The organism is Bradyrhizobium sp. 23 (genome assembly GCF_023073295.1).
GTDB lineage: Bacteria > Pseudomonadota > Alphaproteobacteria > Rhizobiales > Xanthobacteraceae > Bradyrhizobium > Bradyrhizobium canariense_D.
On sequence record NZ_JADPJF010000045.1, the window covers coordinates 1 to 1,462 of the forward strand.

General features: G+C 60.0%; 1 protein-coding gene and 1 pseudogene. Both read right to left on the reverse strand.

The annotated features are described in order from the left end of the window. Positions 1–285, reverse strand: a pseudogene (locus IVB32_RS12665) (flagellin); the annotation flags it as partial. 371 nt (positions 286–656) lie between these two features. Then, positions 657–1,462, reverse strand: an 806-nt coding sequence (locus IVB32_RS12670) for a flagellin (protein WP_253075426.1), incomplete at its 5' end; no start/stop codon positions are given.

The following is a 1,462-nucleotide window of genomic DNA, read 5'->3' on the forward strand; positions in this document are numbered from 1 at the left end:
GGCGATCGACTTCGCGCTGTCGATCAGCTTCTGCAGCGAGGTGATGCCGGTGTTGGCGGCCTGCAGCACCTGCACGCCGTTGGCGATACCGTCGAGCAGATTGTTGATGTCGCTGGCGCGGTTGTCGAGCGACTGTGCCGTGAAGAAGTTGGTCGGATTATCGAGGGCCGAGTTGACGCTCTTGCCGGTCGACAGGCGGCTTTGGGTGGTGGCGAGAAGATCAGCGGTGGACTGGAGAGAGAGCAGGTTCTGACGAACCGAAGAGGAGAGAACAATACCGGACATAAGCTGTTACCCTTCTGGTACGCAACGCAACAAACTTCGATTAGGATTAATCGATGCCGGGAAGGTGAACGTAGGTGGCTAACAAAGCATGAAGTGCGTCGCGCCAGTCCTTGCGCGGATTCACCATAAGCGCGGCCGAAGAGAAATCGATCTCAGTCCTATCACCATGATGGAATGATGCTTTTTCGCGCAATCGCGGGACGTTTGCTACTTGTCAACCATAACTCAGAGTGGGCAAACGGCTGCACCTGAATGCACCATCTTCGTCCCACGCCACGTCTGCGAACGCTTGCGCAAAAGAAAGCGGCGGGGCCGAAGCCCCGCCGCAATGTCTTGCTTAACGATGTCTTGCTTGCGATGTCGTCCGCTTGTTAGCGGAGCAGCTGCAGCACGCTCTGCTGCGACTGGTTGGCCAGCGACAGCGCGGAGACCGCGATCGACTGGCGGGTCGACAGCGCCTGGCTGTTCGCCGCTTCGGTGTTGGTGTCAGCCAGGGTCAGGTTGGACGAACCGGTCTGCAGCACGTTGATCAGGCTCTTGTTGAAGTCCTGACGCACCTGCACCACCGAGAGGTTCGAACCGAGGCTCGAGGCCTCCGAACGCAGCGTGCTCGACGCGGCATTCAGGTTGGTCAGCACTTTGTTGGTCGCAGCGTTGTCGATGAAGTCGACGCCGCTGGTCAACGAGGCGAGGCCCAGACCCTTGGAGTTGTAGGACACACCCGTGATGTTGAGGTTCGACTTGCCGGTCTCGTCGAACACCAGCTTGAGCTGATCGCCGTTCAAGAGGTTGACACCGTTGAACGAGGAGTCCTGCGAAGTCGTGTCGATCTGGTTCAGGATGTTGTTGTACTGAGACACCAGGTTGGCACGGGCCGTCTGCGCAACCGAGTCCTGGACGGGGCTGGAAGCCGTCGAGAACGTCAGCGACGAGGTCAGCGTGCCGCCGATCGCACCACCCGCCGCCGCCGAACCAAGCGTCGAGGACGCGTAGTCGTTGGTGGTCGACACCGTCAGCAGGCCGTTGGCGTCGATCGTCGCAGACAGGTTGTTGGCCTGCAGCTTCGTGTTGAGCTGGTCGAGCGTCTTGACCGTGCCGTTGGTGCCGTCGCCGAAGGTGACATTGACCGCCGTGCCGCCGTTGAAGGAGGAGAAGGTCAAGGTCTTGCCGCTGATGC